The sequence below is a fragment of the Enterococcus sp. AZ011 genome, from assembly GCF_050548355.1.
Classification (GTDB): Bacteria; Bacillota; Bacilli; order Lactobacillales; family Enterococcaceae; genus Enterococcus; species Enterococcus faecalis.
Map to the genome: position 1 here is coordinate 384,800 of NZ_CP172959.1, position 18,679 is coordinate 403,478.

At 35.5% G+C, this 18,679-nt stretch carries 17 protein-coding genes and 1 other annotated feature; of the genes, 12 read left to right on the forward strand and 5 right to left on the reverse strand.

Annotated elements, in window-relative coordinates; all coding sequences use genetic code 11:
• Positions 1 to 483, forward strand: a complete 483-nt coding sequence (locus IGL36_RS01960; RefSeq protein WP_002397631.1) for a PTS sugar transporter subunit IIA — start codon at positions 1 to 3, stop codon at positions 481 to 483.
• Positions 484 to 1,069: 586 nt separating this feature from the next.
• On the opposite strand, the gene IGL36_RS01965 is transcribed toward IGL36_RS01960, so the two are convergent.
• A complete protein-coding gene (locus IGL36_RS01965) occupies positions 1,070 to 1,750 on the reverse strand; it encodes an IS6-like element IS1216 family transposase (RefSeq protein ID WP_010713561.1) in 681 nt (226 codons plus the stop codon).
• A gap of 167 nt (positions 1,751 to 1,917) precedes the next feature.
• Between IGL36_RS01965 and IGL36_RS01970 the strand changes: the two genes are divergently transcribed.
• From IGL36_RS01970 to IGL36_RS02010, 9 genes are all read left to right on the forward strand, one after another.
• Positions 1,918 to 2,526 carry a response regulator transcription factor gene (locus tag IGL36_RS01970; RefSeq protein ID WP_002361211.1) on the forward strand — a complete coding sequence of 203 codons (609 nt, stop codon included), beginning with the start codon at positions 1,918 to 1,920 and terminating at the stop codon, positions 2,524 to 2,526.
• 427 nt (positions 2,527 to 2,953) lie between these two features.
• The gene (locus tag IGL36_RS01975; RefSeq protein WP_002390484.1) at positions 2,954 to 3,829 is read left to right on the forward strand and encodes an aldo/keto reductase; all 876 of its coding nucleotides are present in this window, start codon (positions 2,954 to 2,956) and stop codon (positions 3,827 to 3,829) included.
• Positions 3,830 to 3,851: 22 nt separating this feature from the next.
• Positions 3,852 to 4,334: a VOC family protein gene (locus tag IGL36_RS01980; protein ID WP_002397525.1), complete on the forward strand. Its 483-nt coding sequence runs from the start codon at positions 3,852 to 3,854 to the stop codon at positions 4,332 to 4,334.
• Between the two features lie 165 nt (positions 4,335 to 4,499).
• Positions 4,500 to 5,945 (forward strand): cardiolipin synthase, encoded by a 1,446-nt coding sequence (gene cls, locus IGL36_RS01985; RefSeq protein WP_002361214.1) that lies wholly within the window; start codon positions 4,500 to 4,502, stop codon positions 5,943 to 5,945.
• A 291-nt stretch (positions 5,946 to 6,236) separates the two neighbouring features.
• Positions 6,237 to 6,451, forward strand: a binding site (T-box leader).
• A gap of 191 nt (positions 6,452 to 6,642) precedes the next feature.
• Positions 6,643 to 7,899 carry a tyrosine--tRNA ligase gene (tyrS, locus tag IGL36_RS01990; RefSeq protein WP_002355444.1) on the forward strand — a complete coding sequence of 419 codons (1,257 nt, stop codon included), beginning with the start codon at positions 6,643 to 6,645 and terminating at the stop codon, positions 7,897 to 7,899.
• Positions 7,900 to 8,197: 298 nt separating this feature from the next.
• On the forward strand, positions 8,198 to 10,060 hold the full coding sequence (tdc, locus tag IGL36_RS01995; protein WP_002355450.1) for a tyrosine decarboxylase: 1,863 nt from the start codon (positions 8,198 to 8,200) through the stop codon (positions 10,058 to 10,060).
• Positions 10,061 to 10,262: 202 nt separating this feature from the next.
• Positions 10,263 to 11,681, forward strand: a complete 1,419-nt coding sequence (gene tyrP / locus IGL36_RS02000; protein ID WP_002355453.1) for a tyrosine-tyramine antiporter — start codon at positions 10,263 to 10,265, stop codon at positions 11,679 to 11,681.
• A 124-nt stretch (positions 11,682 to 11,805) separates the two neighbouring features.
• Positions 11,806 to 13,212, forward strand: coding sequence for a Na+/H+ antiporter NhaC (nhaC, locus tag IGL36_RS02005; RefSeq protein ID WP_002397523.1), 1,407 nt, complete (start codon positions 11,806 to 11,808; stop codon positions 13,210 to 13,212).
• Positions 13,213 to 13,567: 355 nt separating this feature from the next.
• Positions 13,568 to 14,485 carry a hypothetical protein gene (locus tag IGL36_RS02010; RefSeq protein ID WP_002397522.1) on the forward strand — a complete coding sequence of 306 codons (918 nt, stop codon included), beginning with the start codon at positions 13,568 to 13,570 and terminating at the stop codon, positions 14,483 to 14,485.
• Between the two features lie 52 nt (positions 14,486 to 14,537).
• Here IGL36_RS02010 and IGL36_RS02015 read toward each other — a convergent pair whose 3' ends face one another.
• From IGL36_RS02015 to IGL36_RS02025, 3 genes are all read right to left on the reverse strand, one after another.
• Positions 14,538 to 14,987: a YehR family lipoprotein gene (locus IGL36_RS02015; RefSeq protein ID WP_002355456.1), complete on the reverse strand. Its 450-nt coding sequence runs from the start codon at positions 14,985 to 14,987 to the stop codon at positions 14,538 to 14,540.
• Between the two features lie 138 nt (positions 14,988 to 15,125).
• Positions 15,126 to 15,632 (reverse strand): phosphatidylglycerophosphatase A family protein, encoded by a 507-nt coding sequence (locus tag IGL36_RS02020; protein ID WP_002355457.1) that lies wholly within the window; start codon positions 15,630 to 15,632, stop codon positions 15,126 to 15,128.
• Between the two features lie 131 nt (positions 15,633 to 15,763).
• Complete coding sequence (locus tag IGL36_RS02025) at positions 15,764 to 16,717, reverse strand: L-lactate dehydrogenase (RefSeq protein ID WP_002358635.1); 954 nt, start codon at positions 16,715 to 16,717, stop codon at positions 15,764 to 15,766.
• Between the two features lie 167 nt (positions 16,718 to 16,884).
• On the opposite strand from IGL36_RS02025, the gene IGL36_RS02030 reads away from it, so the two are divergent.
• Both IGL36_RS02030 and IGL36_RS02035 read left to right on the forward strand, forming a co-directional pair.
• Positions 16,885 to 17,247, forward strand: a complete 363-nt coding sequence (locus IGL36_RS02030) for a DUF4809 family protein (RefSeq protein ID WP_002363122.1) — start codon at positions 16,885 to 16,887, stop codon at positions 17,245 to 17,247.
• Between the two features lie 15 nt (positions 17,248 to 17,262).
• Entirely contained in the window at positions 17,263 to 17,673 is a 411-nt protein-coding gene (locus tag IGL36_RS02035; RefSeq protein WP_002358638.1) for a DUF4809 family protein, read from the forward strand.
• A gap of 46 nt (positions 17,674 to 17,719) precedes the next feature.
• Here the strand turns inward: IGL36_RS02035 and IGL36_RS02040 are convergent, their stop codons facing one another.
• A complete protein-coding gene (locus tag IGL36_RS02040; RefSeq protein WP_002371452.1) occupies positions 17,720 to 18,547 on the reverse strand; it encodes a LysR family transcriptional regulator in 828 nt (275 codons plus the stop codon).
• Positions 18,548 to 18,679 lie beyond the last annotated feature (132 nt).

Sequence of the window (18,679 nt, forward strand, 5' to 3'; positions counted from 1 at the left end):
ATGTTTAATCTATTTAAAAATAAAAAACAAGAAGGAATTTCCATTACTGCTCCTTGTTCAGGGAGGATTATTCCTATTTCAGAAGTAAATGATCCAATATTTTCAAAAAAAGTACTTGGAGAAGGATTTGCAGTTGTTCCCGAAGGTAACAAAATATATGCTCCTTTGACTGGAGGAATTGAAGCTGTTTTTCCAACAAAGCATGCAATTAGTATAAAAAGCGATGCAGATATTGAGTATTTAATTCATATTGGTATAGATACAGTTGAATTGGAGGGTAAACCTTTTTCAATTTTTGTTAATGCAGGAGAGAAGGTTACTACCGAAACATTATTAGCCGAAGTTGATTTTGATCAAATTAAACAAGCAGGAAAAGATCCATCTGTCATAGTTGTTTTTACTAAACCTGAACAAGTTAATGAAGTCATCTTAAATAGTTATACAACTATATATGGTGATTCATGTGGTAAAATTATACTTTGACGTAGAGTTAAGTATGTTATCGGATTAAATTTAAATGAATAAAAGGTGATTATAGACTGTGAGTTATAGAATTTAAGTAAATTATATTAACAAAACACCCTACTATTATATAAATCAGTAGGGTGCTTTCTACTTATCGGAACTTTAGTATATTCAAAAATATTAACATAAGAAAATCTTTTTTTGATTTTCTTGTGTTAGAATATGCAATTTTAACTTTTACGATTTTGTGATAATTTTGAATAAATCAATTAGGAATAGAAGTAAAAAATACAAATTAAGAATTATACTATTACAATAAAAGTTTAAACTTACTGTATCAGTATGCACAATTGATTTTTACTGAAAAGTCACAGTTAAGTTACTGTGACTTTTGTTGAGTATGTTACATAGAATAACAGATAAATTAGTTGTGGATTCTTTTATTTAAGTATTTGGAAAAGAGCGGACTGGATTAGAGGGTGTTTTTTCACACTAATCAAGACTTACATAACAAATGGATTTAATTATTTCAATCACCAATAAATCAAAAGGTTCTGTTGCAAAGTTTTAAATAAAGAATAAAATCCCTTACGGTATCTATGATTTAAGCTGGGATTCCCAATAATACCTTGATTTCAGTACAGACCGAAAACCCGAAGAGAGTACCTTCTTTTCGGGTTTTCTTATATAATCCTCGAATGGCTTCCATGCCTTTAATCGTGGTAGAGGCAGTGCGTAAACTTCGATAGAATTTATTGCGTCTCTTTACTGGACGATGGTCTTGTTCAATCAAATTATTCAGGTATTTAATGGTACGATGTTCTGTCCCTTGATAAAAGCCGTATTCTTTTAGTTTCTTAAAGGCACTTGTAATAGAGGGGGCTTTATCTGTGACTACAACCTTCGGTTCATCAAACTGCTTCACTAACCGCTTAAGAAAAGCATAGGCTGCTTGTGTGTCCCGTTTTTTACGTAACCAAATATCCAAGGTTAAACCATCTGCATCGATGGCTCGATACAAATAATGCCATTTTCCTTTAATTTTGATGTACGTTTCATCCATTTTCCATGAATAAAAGGATTGTTTATTTTTCTTTTTCCAAATTTGATAGAGTAGTTTGCCATATTCTTGCACCCAACGATAAATCGTCGTATGAGAAACGTTAATGCCACGATCATATAAGATTTCTTGAACTTCACGATAGCTAAGGTTATAACGAAGATAGTAGCCCACGGCTACAATAATCACATCCTGCTGAAATTGCTTTCCTTTAAAATGATTCACCGTCATTCCTCCTGCTATCTTTTTCTATTATTCTACCTTATTTGATAGTAGATTTAAAACTTTGCAACAGAACCGGCTGAATGGTTCATTTAAGATGTTGTCTTTACCAGGTCCAAACAGCGGTACGAAAGTTTGGGTCACTATTCCTTGTATGAAGGGAGAGCAATATGAAAATATTACTAGTTGATGACCATAAATTGATTGGGAAAAGTCTCGAGATGACTTTAAAAAACTATGCAGATGTTAAAGAGTTTAGATATATTTCAGATCCAATCACGGTTTTTGAAATGATTGAAACATATCGACCATCGATAATTTTGATGGATATTCACATGGGTATGTTCAATGGCTTGGAATTGGGAGAAGAAGTGTTGAGAAAAACAAAAACAAAATTAGTTTTTTTATCTGGATTTGATTTAGCAGAGTATAGAGATAAAGCAATTGGTATCGGAGCTAATGGCTTTTTAGACAAACATATAGCGGTTGACTCTTTGATTGAGAATTTGAAAAAAATAAGCTATGAAGACAAAAAAATATTTCCTCAAACAAGTAGACATGATTTAAAGCACAACCTAATTACTCCTCGAGAAAAAGAAGTATTAAGAATTTTATCGCAAGGAGTAAAACAATCAGCAATAGCTTCCAAAATGAATATCACTGACCGAACTCTTCGTAACTATGTTTATTCCATCAATGAAAAGTTAGAAACAAATTCTGCAATTGCTTCAGTTGTTAAAGCAATTGAACTGGGTATTATAAATGTACGCCTTCAATAATAAATTTTGTTGGAATAAACAGAATTTAGTGTGTTGTATTCTTATAACAAATTTATTATTGTAATTTCAGATTATCTGTTAGAAGTAGATATTCAGAGAATTACAACTTTAAATTGTACTAATGTAGTAACTTCTTTTTTTGGACATTAAAAGAAGCCTATGGCAAGTTCCTCGGAGTAAGGCTAGATTTTAGCTATATGAAAAATTAATCAATGGAACTTCATTGAAGCTACCAAAATCAGTTAGTAACTTTATTGCTGATACCTGAAAAACTAATAAAAAACTAGTATATTTTGTTTCTGGCAGTTCAGGTAATAAAAAAAGTTAAAAATTTTTCAGGCTAAAAAAGCGAATTTACCAAAAAGCGCACTTTTTGGTTCCTATGAAACGAAAAAGTACGTACTATACAGCATGTACGGCACGGTATATGATGATATCAGAAAACGTTAAAGGAGCGAATCAAATGATTACATCACTAGCAGATACAGTAACATTAAACAACGGCACTAAAATTCCAGGAATGGGTCTCGGGGTATTCCAAATACCAGATGAAGAGACAGCAAAAGTGGTCGAAGAAGGGATTATCAATGGTTATCGTTTAATCGATACAGCGCAAATCTATGGCAATGAATCTGGCACAGGAGCGGGAATTAAAGCAGGCTTAGCGGCAACTGGTTTGAACCGTGAGGACTTATTTGTTACCTCGAAAGTTTGGAACGCGCATATTTCCTATGATGAAACAATTCAAGCTTTCAATGATAGTTTGGAACGTTTAGGTTTAGATTATTTAGATTTGTATTTAATTCATTGGCCAGGAAATAATTCTTACAAAGAATCATGGCAAGCTTTAGAAACTTTATATGCTGAAGGAAAAGTGAAAGCAATTGGTGTCAGCAACTTCCAAGTTCATCATTTAGAAGATTTACTTTCTTATGCAAAAGTTGTTCCGGTAATTAACCAAGTGGAACTACATCCAAAATTGGATCAAAAAGAAGTGCGTGATTTCTGTGAAAAACATGATATCAAAGTCCAAGCTTGGTCACCATTGATGCAAGGCCAATTATTATCTAATGAAACCATTTTGGCGATTGCTGAGAACCATAATAAATCAGCAGCCCAAGTGATTTTACGTTGGGATATTCAACAAGATATCTTATTAGCGGTGAAATCTGTCCACAAAGAACGGATGATTAGCAATGCAGCGGTCTTTGATTTTGAACTAAGTGCAGATGAAATGGCACAAATTAACCAATTGAATGAATCGTTACGTGTGGGACCAGATCCAGACACGTTTGATTTCTAAAAATTAATTAGGAGGAGATACAATGAGTGAAGCAGTTAAAGGTTTTTCAGTAGTCAACCACGTGGGGATTACAGTCAGTAATTTGGATGAATCAGTAAAGTTTTATGAAGCATTAACAGGAACAAAAATCGCAAATCGTGATGAAATTGGTGGAAAACGGATGGCCCAAACACAAGGGTTAGATGATACATTAATCAAGTATGCCAATGTGCATCTAGAAAACATCAATATTGATTTATTAGAATATGTTAAACCAAAATCAGAAAAAGCTTCTTATTCCAACGAACAAATTAGTGCAATGCATATGTGTTTCGAAGTGGAAGATATTGATGCATCTGTTGCACGTTTAAGAGCGATTGGCGTAGAACCTGATGGAGAGCCGATTACATTCCAAGAAGAAGACGGCTTGAAGAGCGGTTTTGGTACAGGGGTTGCTTACTTTACCGATCCAGATGGTACAAATTTAGAATTGATTGCTCCTAAAGGTCCATTTACACGAAATTAAGTTAAAAGACTTTCAAACAAACATCAAAAAGACCCCCTCATTCTAGTATCACTAACTAGAATGGGGGCTCTTTTTATTTTTTGAGACAGAAGTCGCTAAAGAAAAGATATTCCAAATCCGTAATTGATGGTATACTAAAACGTAACAAATAAAGGAGGAAGACAATTGATTCTTAGCGTCTTAACAGTTATTTATTTTATTAATGCAATTATTGCGGGAATTACCATTTTGTTAAAACCTCGAGATGTAGCAGCAATTTGGGCATGGCTACTCGTACTGATTGCTCTACCCGTTTTTGGTTTTTTCTTATATTTATTCTTTGGTCGAGGTTTAACCGACAAAAAGAAATTTTATTTGCAACAAAGTGATTTACGGGAATTAGAGAATTTCCAGAATTTCCAAGAAGAAAGTTTTGAACTTTATAGTCAAAAGATGCCGACGGAGGAGCAACAACAGTTTACAGACTTTTTTTCCTCGTTAAATAGGATGCCTCTGACTAAGAAAAATGATGTTGAAATTTTTACGGATGGTACGGAAAAATTCAATGCGTTGATGGCGGATATAAAAAAAGCTCAGCACTCCATTCATATTGAATATTATGCCTTTGTAACGGATCATATCGGCACCAAAATTTTGAACTTATTAGAAGAAAAGGCGGCTGAAGGGGTTGAAGTGCGGTTGCTTTACGATGCCTTTGGCTCAAAGGGCACCAAGGTTCATCATTTGAATGAATTGAAAAAAAACGGCGGTTTTGTCCAAACATTTATTACTTCTCAAAAAGCACTTTTGAAGTTTCGTTTGAATTATCATGATCACCGGAAAATTGTTGTTATTGACGGAAAAGTAGGCTACATTGGCGGCTTTAATGTTGCCGATCAATATGCTGGAACGACTAAAAAGTTTGGCTATTGGCGGGATACGCATTTACGGATTCAAGGGCCAGCAGCCTCATTACTGCAAATGCGTTTTTTAATGGATTGGAACGTCTCTTCCCCCGAGAAAAATCGTGTGGCGTATCAATTGGATTATTTCTTTAAACTTGAAGCATTGGTGCCAGAGGCAAATACATCCATTCAGATGATTGCCAGTGGTCCTAACAGTGACCGTGAACAAATTAAATTGGCCTTTATTAAATTGATTACTTCTGCCAAGAAAAGAGTCTGGATTCAAACGCCGTATTTAGTTCCTGATGATAGTGTCTTGGCTGCTTTAAAGGTTGCTGCGGCTTCAGGAGTAGATGTTAAAATTATGATTCCAGATAAGCCCGACCATCCGTTTATTTATCGAGCAACACAGTATTACGGCCGCTTATTGATGAAAGAAAATATTGAAATTTTAATTTATAACGGTGGTTTCTTACATGCGAAAACAATGATTATGGATGATGAAGTCTGTACAGTTGGTTCAGCCAATCAAGATATCCGAAGTTACAAATTAAACTTTGAAGCAAATGCTGTGTTATATGATAAAAAAATCATTGATCAATTAGAAGCAATTTTCTTAGAAGATCGAAAAAAATGTACAACAATGACTCCAGAAGTTGTTCGCGACATGTCAAAATGGTTGATTTTTAAACAACAAATTTCACGATTATTTTCACCAATTCTTTAAAACTGTTTTTCACAAAATGACGAACTTCTGATCCGAAGTTCGTCATTTTTCTTCGGGAATTTTATAAAAGTATAGAAAATCACAAAAAAAGTCAAAAAAATTTTAAAGAATATTTTTTAATTTTTTTCGTTATTTTTTTATCTGTAGTTGCTGTTAAAACAAATAAATATTATTTTTAATTTGTTATTTTATTTTTGTGAAAAAGGGACATCTTTTGTAAAAGTAAAAAAAATTAAGCAAAGAGTGTTGACAAAAAAAACGAAAAGGAATATGCTACATGTACAAGTTAAATACAAAGCAATGACAGAAAAGCAGTAGAGAAATAACCACTGTTACAGAAAGCTAGTGGCGATGGAAACTAGTACACGTTATTTATCGAATTACATTCTTGAGCTTCTGCCTACAGGGCACGGGTAACAGCGTTATTTGTTAAGAGGTATATAGTATTTTAAATAAACTAAACTATGTATAAATTTGGGTGGTACCACGAGAAATTCGTCCCTAAGTCGTTTTTACGACTTAGGGATTTTTTGTATTCTTTTTTTGAATACGTGGCAGACCAAAGAAAATTTCGTGAACCCGTGTATACATAGAAATAAACACGGGATATCGTGTAAAAACAAGTGTGTTAATCGTTTATTTCGTTAAATGAACGATTTCCTATAAAGAGATAATTATAAATATGGAGGGTGATAACATGAATATCATTGACGAGCTAGCATGGCGTGATGCAATCAATCAACAAACAAACGAAGAAGGACTAAGAGAACTTACAGAAAATACGAGCATTTCGCTATATTGCGGTGTCGATCCAACTGGAGATAGCATGCATATTGGACATTTAATTCCTTTTATGATGATGAAACGATTCCAATTAGCAGGTCATCACCCATACATTTTAATTGGTGGCGGAACTGGAACAATTGGTGACCCAAGTGGACGAACAACCGAACGTGTCTTACAAACGATGGAAGCTGTGCAACATAATGTGGACAGTCTTTCAAACCAAATGAAAAAATTATTTGGTAAAGATGCTGAGGTAACAATGGTGAACAACTACGATTGGTTATCAGAACTATCTTTATTAGATTTTTTAAGAGATTACGGGAAAAACTTTAATGTCAACACGATGTTGGCAAAAGACATTGTCGCTAGTCGTTTAGAAAGTGGCATTTCCTTTACAGAATTCACATACCAAATTCTTCAATCAATTGACTTTTACACATTGCATAAAAAACATAATATTCAATTGCAAATTGGTGGCGCTGATCAATGGGGCAATATCACTGCAGGATTAGATTTGATTCGTAAAAAAGAAGGACCAGAAGCCAAAGTATTCGGGTTAACCATTCCTTTAATGCTAAAAGCAGATGGTACAAAATTTGGGAAAACAGCGGGTGGCGCTATCTGGTTAGATCCTAAGAAAACCTCACCATTTGAATTCTACCAATTCTGGTTAAACCAAGATGATCGTGATGTCATCAAATACTTGAAATTCTTTACTTTCTTAGATAAAGAAGAAATCGATGCGTTAGCTGAAAAAGTTGAAAAAGAACCAGGTAAACGTGAAGCACAAAGACGCTTAGCTGAAGAAGTGACACGATTTGTTCACGATGATGCAGCATTAGAAGAAGCGCAAAAAATTTCAGAAGCTCTTTTCTCAGGCAATATTAAAGACTTAACGATTGAGGAAATCGAGCAAGGGTTAGAACATGTGCCAACTGTTGAAATTACCAAAGATGCTAAAAACATCGTAGATTGGTTAGTTGACACAGAAATCGAACCATCAAAACGTCAAGCTCGCGAAGATGTGAGCGGAGGAGCTATAAGTATTAACGGTGACCGAGTTACCGATTTAGATTTTGCAGTCGATCCAACACAACATTTCGATGGAAAATTCGTTGTTGTACGGAAAGGGAAGAAAAATTACTTTTTAGCAAAAGTAATGGATTAGAAATTGATAATAATTTCACGAAGAGAAGACGTGTGATTATTTGATCAAAGTTAAAATTCTATTTCTCCTTACAGGTAGTGGTGAAACCGTTAATACACCTAATAAGAGTGGGATTGTACACACAATCCCACTCTTATTTTTTTATATAATGGTTCTGACAAGACACCTTGTGAAAAAATTATAAAATTAAAGAGCTATGATAACCATTGTTATTTTTCTTCTTTACACTTTAGCCGTTTGGGTGTAAGTTGTGAATGCAAAATCTAATTCATTAAAATTTGTAAGGAGGAATTTTCGTATGAAAAACGAAAAATTAGCAAAAGGCGAAATGAACCTTAATGCACTATTCATTGGGGACAAAGCCGAAAACGGACAATTATATAAAGACTTGTTGATCGACTTAGTAGATGAACATTTAGGATGGCGTCAAAACTACATGCCACAAGACATGCCAGTTATCTCTTCTCAAGAACGCACATCTGAAAGCTACGAAAAAACTGTCAACCATATGAAAGATGTATTGAATGAAATTTCTTCTCGCATGCGTACACATTCAGTTCCATGGCATACAGCAGGTAGATATTGGGGACATATGAACTCAGAAACATTAATGCCTTCTCTATTAGCTTACAACTTTGCAATGCTATGGAACGGGAACAACGTTGCCTATGAATCTTCTCCAGCAACTTCTCAAATGGAAGAAGAAGTAGGACATGAATTTGCTCACTTAATGAGCTACAAAAATGGTTGGGGACACATCGTTGCTGATGGTTCTTTAGCTAACTTAGAAGGCTTATGGTATGCCCGTAACATTAAATCATTACCATTTGCTATGAAAGAAGTAAAACCAGAATTAGTTGCTGGCAAATCAGATTGGGAACTATTGAACATGCCAACAAAAGAAATTATGGACTTATTAGAATCAGCTGAAGATGAAATTGATGAAATCAAAGCTCATTCAGCTCGTTCAGGTAAACATTTACAAGCAATCGGTAAATGGTTAGTTCCACAAACTAAACACTATTCTTGGTTAAAAGCTGCTGATATTATCGGTATCGGTTTAGATCAAGTTATCCCAGTACCAGTTGACCATAACTACCGTATGGATATCAACGAATTAGAAAAAATCGTTCGTGGCTTAGCAGAAGAACAAATTCCAGTGCTAGGTGTTGTCGGTGTAGTTGGTTCTACTGAAGAAGGTGCCGTTGACTCAATCGATAAAATTATTGCTTTACGCGATGAATTAATGAAAGACGGTATTTACTATTATGTACACGTTGATGCTGCTTATGGTGGTTATGGACGTGCCATCTTCTTAGACGAAGACAACAACTTCATCCCTTACGAAGATTTACAAGATGTTCACGAAGAATACGGTGTCTTCAAAGAGAAAAAAGAACACATTTCAAGAGAAGTGTATGATGCATATAAAGCAATCGAATTAGCAGAATCAGTAACAATTGACCCTCATAAAATGGGTTATATCCCTTATTCAGCTGGTGGTATCGTTATCCAAGATATCCGTATGCGCGACGTTATTTCTTACTTCGCAACTTACGTATTTGAAAAAGGTGCCGATATTCCTGCATTACTAGGTGCTTATATCCTTGAAGGTTCAAAAGCTGGTGCAACAGCTGCTTCTGTATGGGCTGCACATCACGTTTTACCTTTAAACGTTGCAGGTTATGGTAAATTAATTGGTGCTTCAATTGAAGGATCACATCATTTCTATAACTTCTTGAATGATTTAACATTCAAAGTTGGCGACAAAGAAATCGAAGTCCACACATTAACTCATCCAGACTTCAACATGGTTGACTATGTGTTTAAAGAAAAAGGCAACGATGATTTAGTAGCAATGAACAAATTAAACCATGATGTATATGACTATGCATCATACGTTAAAGGAAATATTTACAACAACGAATTCATTACTTCACATACTGACTTTGCTATTCCAGATTATGGCAACAGCCCATTAAAATTTGTAAACAGCTTAGGATTTAGTGACGAAGAATGGAACCGTGCAGGTAAAGTAACTGTGTTACGTGCTGCTGTAATGACTCCATACATGAACGATAAAGAAGAATTTGATGTTTACGCTCCTAAGATTCAAGCTGCTTTACAAGAAAAATTAGAACAAATTTACGACGTAAAATAATTGAATCTTAAACGGAAAAAAGAAATGGTAACCGAACGAGGGAACGTTCGTCTGGTTGATTTATTCAAGAGATAAATCAACCAGACGGCTAACCTCTTAACCAATTCTTTGTCTGGGTAAGAGGCAGTCGAATGACTGTTTTACTCAGCGTATAACAGTCATTCATGCTCCTTATCCAAAATCTTATAAGGAGTGTACAAAATTGGATAAACAACAAGTTAAAAAAATTGAATTAGGTACTTTTATCGGTTTAACAATGGCATTGTGTGCAACTGTACGTAGTATCCCAACACTTGCTGCTGTTGGTTGGACATTAATTTCTTACACAATTTTCGCGGTCTTATTCTTTGCTGGTCCAATCGCATTGATATCTGGTGAATTATCTACGATGCTTCCTCAAGAAGGTGGCCCTCAACTTTGGGTTAAAACTGCCTTAGGTAGCAAATGGGGTTTTGTTGTCGCTTGGTTACTATGGGTGCAAATGTTCCCAGGAATGGTAATGGTTGCTTCTACATTAGGCCCTTTGCTAGGTAATACATTTGGTAATGTTCATTTAGGTGAAAATCATTGGTTCGTATTAGGTTGTATCTTAGTGATTTACTGGATTATTACAATCTTGAACTTGAAATTTGACATGGCGAAAGTTGGCGGAAATATTGGTGTTTGGCTAGGTGTTTACATCCCAGTATTAGTTATGTTTGTTTTAGGTCTTCTTTCAATGATTAAAGTAGGCTTAACACCTGGCGGCTATTTAGGTGCCTTCTCTTGGTCAAAAGTTTTACCAAACTTAGAAAATATGGACACATTTAAATATCTAGCAGGGATTGCGTTTATCTTTGTTGGGATTGAAATGTCTTCTGTTTATATTCCTCGTTTGAAAGATGCAACAAAAAATTATACAAAAGGCGTTTTCATTTCATTAATTGGTTTAGTTTTATTAAACGTTATTAATGCAATGTTTGTTGCTAATATTGTTCCAAATGGCAAAATGGAATTGTCTAACATTACACAACCAATTTTGCTTTATTGTGACGTTTTAGGTTTACCAACAATTATTGGTAATATCTTTAGTTTCATGGTCTTCTTAGGTGTGTTATTACAATTATCTGCTTGGGTTACTGGACCATCAAAAACAATTATTCAAGTTGCTCGTGATGGCTTATTGCCACCAAAATTTGGTTTCCATCGCGAAAATAAATATGGCGTTTCTCGTAACGTTGTGTTAACACAATCTGTAGTTATCTCATTATTCGCTTTACTTTATGGGGTAATGGATGATGTCAACGCTGTATTCTTAACTTTAACAAATGCAACAACAATTATTTATAGTATTGTGTATGTATTGATTGCGATTTCCCTAATTAAATTACGTAAATCTCAACCAGATACACTACGTCCTTACCGAATTGGTAAAAAAGGTAATGGCTTAGCTTATTTAGTGGCAGCAATGTTAATTTTTAGTGTTATCATTGTTATTTTCGCCACATTAGGTACAACAACCGTGACTGATGCAGTCTTAGTTGCATTAATCACTATTGTTATGTTTGTGATTCCGTTAATCATTAATCGCTTTAAAAAAGCAAGTTGGGCAACGGAAGTAAAAGAAGATTTAGGTGAATAAAAAGGCTAGCAATTATTTTGCTGAGTGCCTCTTCACCTGATGACTATAGTAAATTGTCGTTTGGAAACTGAAGCAAGTTCGATTATTGCTTCAGTTTTCGCTTTCCATAAAAGGAGGTTTTCATATGAAATCAACGAAACCCACTGTTTCGTTCGCTGAAAGTTTAGGCATTTTGATTGCCTTGTTAGCGATTCTCGGGTACTTAATTATTGGTCAAAAATTAACCCCTCACATACCGATTCTTTTTGTATTCATGTTGTTGTTGCTTTATGGCAAATGGAAAGGATTTTCTTGGGATGAAATCCACGAAGGCATTGTGGAAGGGATTAAACCAGGAATCATTCCGATTATTATTTTCTTGTTGATAGGTGTCTTAGTTGCTACTTGGATCTTGTCTGGGACGATTCCAACAATTATGGTCTATGGTTTTAAAATTATCTCAGTGAAGTTCTTCTTACCAACCGTTTTTGTGGTCTGTGCACTAGTTGGTGTGACAGTAGGGAGCTCCTTTACAACTGTTTCAACTATGGGGATTGCCTTTCTAGGTATTGGACATATTCTTGGATTCGACAATGCGATGACAGCTGGCGCAGTTGTTTCAGGTGCCTTTTTAGGGAACAACATTTCACCGTTATCTGATACAACAAACTTAGCTGCTGGAATTGGTGGCGTGAACCTTTTTGAACATATACTAAACATGATGTACACTGTTATTCCGGCGTTTATTATTTCGATTGTCGGCTATATCTTCTTGGGGCATCAATCTGATTCAGCGGATTTACAATCGGTTGATGCAATGGTCCAAACGTTACATCAAGGATTCTGGATTTCACCGATTACATTGTTGCCAGTAGCGGTTTTATTCTTATTCGCCTGGAAAAAGGTACCGGCTATTCCAACGTTACTAGTCGGCTCTACAGTGGCGGTCATCTTAGCTTTTATAAATGATCATCACCTAAGTTTAGCGAAAGTTTCTACCATCTTAATGAGTGGTTATGTGGCAGATACAGGGGACCAAAGTATTGATACACTTTTATCTCGTGGTGGGATTGAAAGCATGTTAGGTTCTGCTGCGTTGATTATTTTGGCATTAGGTTTGGGCGGCTTGTTGATTAAGTTTAACATCGTGGCTACTTTAATTGATAAAATTAAAGGCTATGTGAATAATCCAGCTAAACTAATCGCTTTAACTGCTTTAAGTTCTGTGGGAATTAACTTACTAGTTGGCGAACAATATTTGTCAATTATTTTACCAGGGGAAACATTTAAATCCTCATTTACTCGTTTAGGTATTGATAAAAAATATTTAACTCGTACTTTGGCAGATGCTGGGGCGGCAGTCAACTCGTTAATTCCTTGGGGGGTTAGTGGTACCTTCATTATGGGAACGTTAAAAGTTGGTGCACTAGAATACTTACCATATGCCTTTTTCCCATTGCTTTGTCCCATTATCACCGTCATTTTGGGGATATTCTTAAAAAAACAACAAGGGGAAAACAAAAAAGCACCAGGGACTAACGTTGAATTGTGAGTTTTTTCAGATAATTAAATAATTGGTTACGATTGAACCTCAGTGTATCTACTGATTGGTTCAATCGTTTTTTCGTCACAGATTTTTTACAATTCTTCATATAATCTTTGAAGCTCCTTAAAGGCAATTTAATTATTCTAAGTTATGATACAAAGGATCAATCAAATAGGTGGATGAACGTGGTGTTAAACTCATAGAGACTAACAGTAGTTTATTCTTGCTCAATGTTGAGGTGTAGGTTCGAATCCTACCGTCCACTTTCTGTTATTTAAACCAACTAGAACGAAACACAAACAAGTGACGGATACACATGATTAAGGTACAATAAGGGTAGGGAAAACAAGGAGGAATTCTTATGAAAAAGATAGGGCTTATTTCTAGTGCTTTTCTTTTAACCCTTGCTTTAGCAGCATGCGGCGGCGGAAAAAGTACAGAAAATACGGATAGTCGTTCCAGTGCTGCGGAAAGTACCACAGTCGAGAGTACAAAAGCATCTGCTACAAAAGAATCAAGTAGCAAAGCAGCAACAAAATCTAGTGATGCGAAACCGTCAGGAACAACAACAGCTGATTCGAAAGCAACAGCTTCTTCTACGAAGGAAGCGGCAAATAATGGCTCAGCAGAAAAACAATCACCAGCGAAAAATGCGAATCCAGATGACCAAGCCAAGCAAGTGCTTAACCAGCTAGCAAACATGTTTCCTAGTCAAGGCTTACCGCAGGAAATTTTAACGAGTCAAACGAATAACTTTTTAACTGCAGCGACAACATCACAAGCGGATCAAAACAATTTCCGTGTTTTATATTATGCAGAAAAAGAAGCGATTCCAGTGAATGATGCACGTGTTAATCAGTTAACGCCAATTAGTTCTTTTGAGAAAAAAACATATGGCTCTGATGCTGAAGCAAAAAATGCAGTGAACCAAATCATTGACAATGGCGGTCAACCAGTAGATTTAGGTTACAATATTACTGGGTATAAACAAGGGGCGGCAGGTTCTAGTTACTTATCTTGGCAAGAAGGCAATTGGAGTTTAGTCGTACGGGCCTCAAATATCAATGGGGAATCGCCTGATGATTTAGCGAAAAATGTTGTCAACATTTTGGAACAAGAAACATTACCAGCACCGAATACCGTTGGTCAAATCACACTGAACGTGGCAGGAACCACTGACTATAATCGCAACTCAGTAGTTTGGCAAGCCGGTACAGTCGTTTACTCTATCCACCATTTTGACCCAATTCAAGCAGTGAAGATGGCAACATCGATTTAAATAATAAAAAGAAAGCGTGCGACAATGGACATTGGCGCACGCTTTCTTTTTATTATTTTTGTTCTGTATAACCTTGTGACTCCACCAATTCTTGGCTTTTCTTCATGCTGATTCCCTTAGAAGAATCTCCATCAATCTGGATACCATCCACTTTTTTGGCTTTATCATAATCAAGTTTTTCATAATTAATCGTCAATTTTTCGATGGCTTGTTTGTCCTCATAGGTCAGTTTGTAATCAAGCCCTTTGATGTCCTCATATTGTTTAGAAACGGGTTCCAACGCTGTTTTTGCCTCTTCTTTTGTAATCCCCAATTTGTCATAAGAAACAATGTTTTTAGCCGTTTGCGTTAAGACTTTATCTCCTTGGTACGTATAGGTTAAGGTGGAATCAATCCCATCTTGTGGCGAACCTACAAAGGTTTTTGTCTCTATTTTTGAACCGCAACTTGCAAGAAAGAATACCCCAATAAAAATTAAAAATACGCGTAAAAATTTTTTCATTTCTAGATAACCTCCTTTAGCTGTTTATTCTTGACTGTAACATAACATGGCAAATAATTACTGTTAAGTAGAAAGCTTGTGAGAAGTCCAGCAAATAAAAAACTTGCCTCTTCTCATAAAAATGAAGAGGCAAGTTTTTTATTTAGTAATATCACTTAAATCTGGTTGTGAGTGAGCCAACCGACTGGCAGCTGCAGCCGCAATTGCGCCCACGATATCATCCAAGAATGTGTGGACATGTTCGCCATCATGCGCATTTAACTCTTTTAAAATGCCTGGTTTTACCTTGTCGATATACCCATAGTTCGTAAAACCGATAGATCCATAAACATTTACAATGGAGAGCGCCATAATTTCATCAATGCCATAAAGCCCTTCATCTTCCGTTAAAATTTCTTGTAACGGTGAAAGTAGCTTGTTTTCTTCCGCCAGAATATCCAGTTGGACACCTGTAATAATCGCGTTGTGTACTTCACGCTTTGTTAACACGGCATCAACACTTTCTAAACAAGTATCTAATGTTAAATTGTCAATATAATCTTTTTGTAAAAATAACACAAGTTCAGCTAAATCATTCATTGTTACGCCACGTTCTTGCAATAAACGACGTGCGCTATTTTCTAACGTATCTCCTTGGATTACCATTTTTTGTCCTCCTAATTTCTGCTTTAGTTGAAGTTCTTCTTTCATGGTACCAAAAAGAACGATAAAGGGGAATTAGAATCTATTTTGGTAGAGAATAATTTAGTTGAAGTGTTATTTTTAGTTAAAAATTACTAAGCGTTCGGTTGTAACGATGCCATCACTTGTTTTAATTGTGTCACTGATTTTTGGAAGAGTTCTTTTTCAGCGGCATTCAGATTCAATTCAATAATGTCAGTCACACCTTGATTGCCAACGACTGCAGGAATCCCTGTAAATACATCTTGTTGCCCATATTGCCCATCTAAGTAAGCTGAGACAGGTAAAATAGCTTGTTCATTATTTAAAATGGCTTTAACAATGCGTGCAGTACTCATACCAATCCCATAATAGGTCGCTTGTTTGCGATCGATAATTTCATAAGCTGTATTTTTCACTTTATCAGAAATGATTGGTAAATCGTCACTAGTTAAGCGCTCTGTCGTATCCACAATTTCTAAAATAGGTTTGGTACCAATCATGGTATGAGACCAGACAGCCACTTCAGAATCCCCGTGTTCGCCAATAATATAGCCGTGAACATTGCGTGGATCAATCGCTAAACGTTGAGACAGTTCTTTGCGGAAACGAGTTGTGTCCAAAGTTGTACCAGTTCCAATTACTCTTGAAACAGGTAAACCAGAAGCTTGCCAAGCCACATAAGTCAGTACATCGACAGGATTTGAGGCAATCACTAAAATTCCATCAAAACCAGATTTCATGATATTGTTAACAATTGTTTTCATAATTTCTGCATTGATTGAAACCAAATCTAGACGACTTTGCCCAGGTTTTTGATTAGCACCAGCTGTAATCACGACGATATCGGCATCTTGGCAGTCTTGATAGTCGCCAGCCCAGACGTTTACATTTTCTTGACCCCAAGACACACCATCTAATAAGTCAATTGCTTCGCCTTCAGATTTGGCTTTGTCAATATCAACTAAGATTAATTCATTCGCAATCCCTTGGTTGATCATGGAATAGGCGATACTTGTGCCAACAAAACCAGTACCAATAATTGCGACTTTTTTGTTAAATACTTTCATCGTTCATCTCTTCTTTCTGTAATATTTCTTTCTTAGTGAATTATATCACGAACTTTTTAGGTGTGGTTATACCAATCTGTAATAGTCTTTATTAACAATTTAAATAAGGGAAGCGTGCTTTTTTTGTTATGATAAGAGTAGGAAAATAGAGGAGATAAGGAGGCAAAATGACAACGACAACAGTGTATTATGCAAGCAATAATGAAAAACAGCCGAACCGTTTTCAACTAGTTATCGGTAGCTGTAGCTATGAACTTCCAAAAATAGAAATCTACGAAATCCTGGAATGTGTCGCTTCAGCATATGGCTATCAAAAAGAACCATTCATTGAAGAACAAACAGAATGTTTTGTTAAAGGCAACCGTTGTATACATGTTTCCCAACAAGCGACGACGTTGACTTTTGTTGTGAATGATCTGCGTTTAGTAATGGAAAAACAATGCCGGAATCACGAAGAAGTCTTTCAAGAAGTAAATCATATTTTATTGAATATTTTTGAGGAGACCCCTTGTGTTTTTCTCGAAAAGTAGGAAAGAAGGATTAAGATGAAACAGGTGAAAATAACAACTACCTCAGACTTGATTAATGGCGGCTGCAATGCCTGTCCGAATGTGAAGTGTACGAATTATCTTGTTCATGTAGAAGATGAAACAATTGCGTTAGAAACGCTAACCGTTGCAGATTTAGTAACTTTATTAGCACTCAAAGAAGGGTTTCGTCAAAAATTAGTTATGGAAATGTTCGAAGAATATACGGTGTTTGAAAGGGAAACTCATCAAGTTGTATTTAAGGAAGAGGAAACGAGAATTCTTTTTCAATCAAAAAAACAGACCATTCAAAGCACTCTTTTGTGTAAAGAGCCACAACAAGTGTTCCAAGAAACCCAGCAAATTTTACACCAACTATTTGAGTTAGAACCTTTTGAATTTGAATTGGTAGAGGAAACTGATGAATAAAAAACAGGAAAACGATTTAGCGAAAGCTAAGTCGTTCTCCTGTTTTTTAGGTTTGTCGTTCACGAATTTTTTCAACGATTCGGTTATAAACTTCAGAGAAGGAAGTATTGGCATGGTGATCGGTCTGGACAATGAAAATTTTTCGAGAAGCAAAGGACTGATCAATTGGTTGCCAAGGGATCTCATCGGAAATAGATAATCGAGAAACAATTGATTGCCCAATGTTATTTTTTAGCAATTGTAACAGGACTTCGTTGTTGTTTAATTCGATAATTGGTAAGTTGATGCTGTGTTCGTTGAGATAAAGCTCATTGAAAAAACGTAAGCCAGAGTTCTTTTCTCTTAAGAGCCAAAATTTTGAAGCGGCATCTCCTGCTAGAACTAGTTGATCTTCATAAACAATTTCTTTGTGTAGATTTTTGGTTTCAATGGGTTTTTCAATTAGTCCAATGTGGGCATGATTATTTTGAACCATATCCACGACTTCGTTTGAATTCATCAGTTGAATCGAAAAGTTGATGAGTGGAAAAGCGGTAACCAAACTCTCCATAATATCTGGCAGTAAATAAATAGCAACTGTATTTGAAGAGGCTATAATGCAGTCTTCTTTAAAATTCTCTTTTTCTGCAGCTTGCGCAAAAGAAGTAGTTAAGCTTTCAATAATCGAGAGCATTTTTGGATATAAAAAATCAGCTTCTTTGGTAGGAATAACCGATTGTTTTCCATTACGATAGAACAGCTTGATCGAAAAGTGTTGCTCTAATTTCTTGATTTGCAAAGAAACAGTTGGCTGAGAAATATACAATTGTTTGGCCGCCGTACTAAAATTTTTGGTTTCATACACAGCAATAAATGTTTTGATCCATTCGAACATAAAATCGCCTCTTTCTATTTACTATCTTAATAGTTGGTATTGCAAATATTTATTTTACAAATATAAATATTTCATTTAGTATAATAACATACTTTTGATTAATATCAATAATAATAAATAAAGACGGAGTGT

Bases quoted from the DNA above. Each gene is read 5' to 3' on its own strand.
- IGL36_RS02030 (WP_002363122.1), top strand. From the start codon at position 16,885: ATGACAACGACAACAGTGTATTATGCAAGCAATAATGAAAAACAGCCG.
- tyrS (WP_002355444.1), top strand. From the start codon at position 6,643: ATGAATATCATTGACGAGCTAGCATGGCGTGATGCAATCAATCAACAA.
- IGL36_RS02035 (WP_002358638.1), top strand. From the start codon at position 17,263: ATGAAACAGGTGAAAATAACAACTACCTCAGACTTGATTAATGGCGGC.
- IGL36_RS01980 (WP_002397525.1), top strand. From the start codon at position 3,852: ATGAGTGAAGCAGTTAAAGGTTTTTCAGTAGTCAACCACGTGGGGATT.
- IGL36_RS02025 (WP_002358635.1), bottom strand. From the start codon at position 16,717: ATGAAAGTATTTAACAAAAAAGTCGCAATTATTGGTACTGGTTTTGTT.
- tdc (WP_002355450.1), top strand. From the start codon at position 8,198: ATGAAAAACGAAAAATTAGCAAAAGGCGAAATGAACCTTAATGCACTA.
- IGL36_RS01970 (WP_002361211.1), top strand. From the start codon at position 1,918: ATGAAAATATTACTAGTTGATGACCATAAATTGATTGGGAAAAGTCTC.
- IGL36_RS02040 (WP_002371452.1), bottom strand. From the start codon at position 18,547: ATGTTCGAATGGATCAAAACATTTATTGCTGTGTATGAAACCAAAAAT.
- IGL36_RS02015 (WP_002355456.1), bottom strand. From the start codon at position 14,987: ATGAAAAAATTTTTACGCGTATTTTTAATTTTTATTGGGGTATTCTTT.
- IGL36_RS02020 (WP_002355457.1), bottom strand. From the start codon at position 15,632: ATGGTAATCCAAGGAGATACGTTAGAAAATAGCGCACGTCGTTTATTG.
- IGL36_RS01975 (WP_002390484.1), top strand. From the start codon at position 2,954: ATGATGATATCAGAAAACGTTAAAGGAGCGAATCAAATGATTACATCA.
- IGL36_RS01960 (WP_002397631.1), top strand. From the start codon at position 1: ATGTTTAATCTATTTAAAAATAAAAAACAAGAAGGAATTTCCATTACT.
- nhaC (WP_002397523.1), top strand. From the start codon at position 11,806: ATGAAATCAACGAAACCCACTGTTTCGTTCGCTGAAAGTTTAGGCATT.
- IGL36_RS02010 (WP_002397522.1), top strand. From the start codon at position 13,568: ATGAAAAAGATAGGGCTTATTTCTAGTGCTTTTCTTTTAACCCTTGCT.